Origin of the sequence: Escherichia sp. KCJ4928 (assembly GCF_004352695.1) — a bacterium.
Lineage (GTDB): Bacteria > Pseudomonadota > Gammaproteobacteria > Enterobacterales > Enterobacteriaceae > ECMA0423.
In genome coordinates this window covers 1-777 of record NZ_SJWV01000496.1, presented here as the reverse complement: position 1 = coordinate 777, position 777 = coordinate 1, and the positions used below count along the sequence as shown (strand labels likewise).

The window sequence follows — 777 nt, the reverse complement described above, 5'->3', positions numbered from 1 at the left end:
CAAGTAGTGGCAGGATCAGCAGGGCGAGGGAGAAGCACTGACGGGGTTTTCCGGGCAGTATGCGGCGACTGACAGTGGCTACCATGGTGTGGGTATCGGCATCTTCATTACTGAGATACTGACAGGCTAGGAAAAGGTCGGCTTTCTGTGCCCGGGCAAAGTCGCGGGCATGCCGGTACTGTGAGGGCAGTGTTTTCCATTCCAGACCGGCCAGAAACACATTGCGCCCTGCCGTCAGCGGAAACACCTGCCGCCCTGTCGGTGAAATATCCGTCACGATCGTCCTCCTTGTGCAAATCAGATGATATTGGGCGTGATCAGCACCACGAGAATGGTGTCGTCGTTTTCACTGTTGATCCCACCGCCAAGACCGAAGAATCCCGGCGTGCCTACACCCTGTTTTCCGCTGCGACGTCCTGACTGCTGGAAGCCACTGATAATGACCGTCTGCAGGATATGACGTTTACCTGTTTGCGCACGGGAAAGTGTCTCACTCAGCAGCTGGTCGTTCCATGCGCACGTGCCAATCTGCCATCCCAGACTTCTGCACGCGGCAAGAGCCGAGCGGAAGCGGTACAGGTCGTATAATGCTGCGTTATTGCCACTTTCCAGCAGTGATTTCAGGGTGTTTGCTACCGGTATGTCTGAACTGGTGGCCAGCAGTTTTCGCAGGGTAGTGAACTCTTCAGCCATTCCTCTGAACTCGCGCATCTGACGGGCAGTGTCAAGCCAGTTCAGCAGGTAACGCCGGCGACGCCGTTCGTTGTTTATGTTGTC

2 pseudogenes are annotated in these 777 nt (G+C 55.9%); both read right to left on the bottom strand.

Features of this window, described 5'->3' with window-relative positions:
• Positions 1 to 277, bottom strand: a pseudogene (locus tag E0D98_RS25100) (pilus assembly protein); the annotation flags it as partial.
• A gap of 20 nt (positions 278 to 297) precedes the next feature.
• A pseudogene (locus E0D98_RS28245) lies at positions 298 to 777 on the bottom strand (hypothetical protein); the annotation flags it as partial.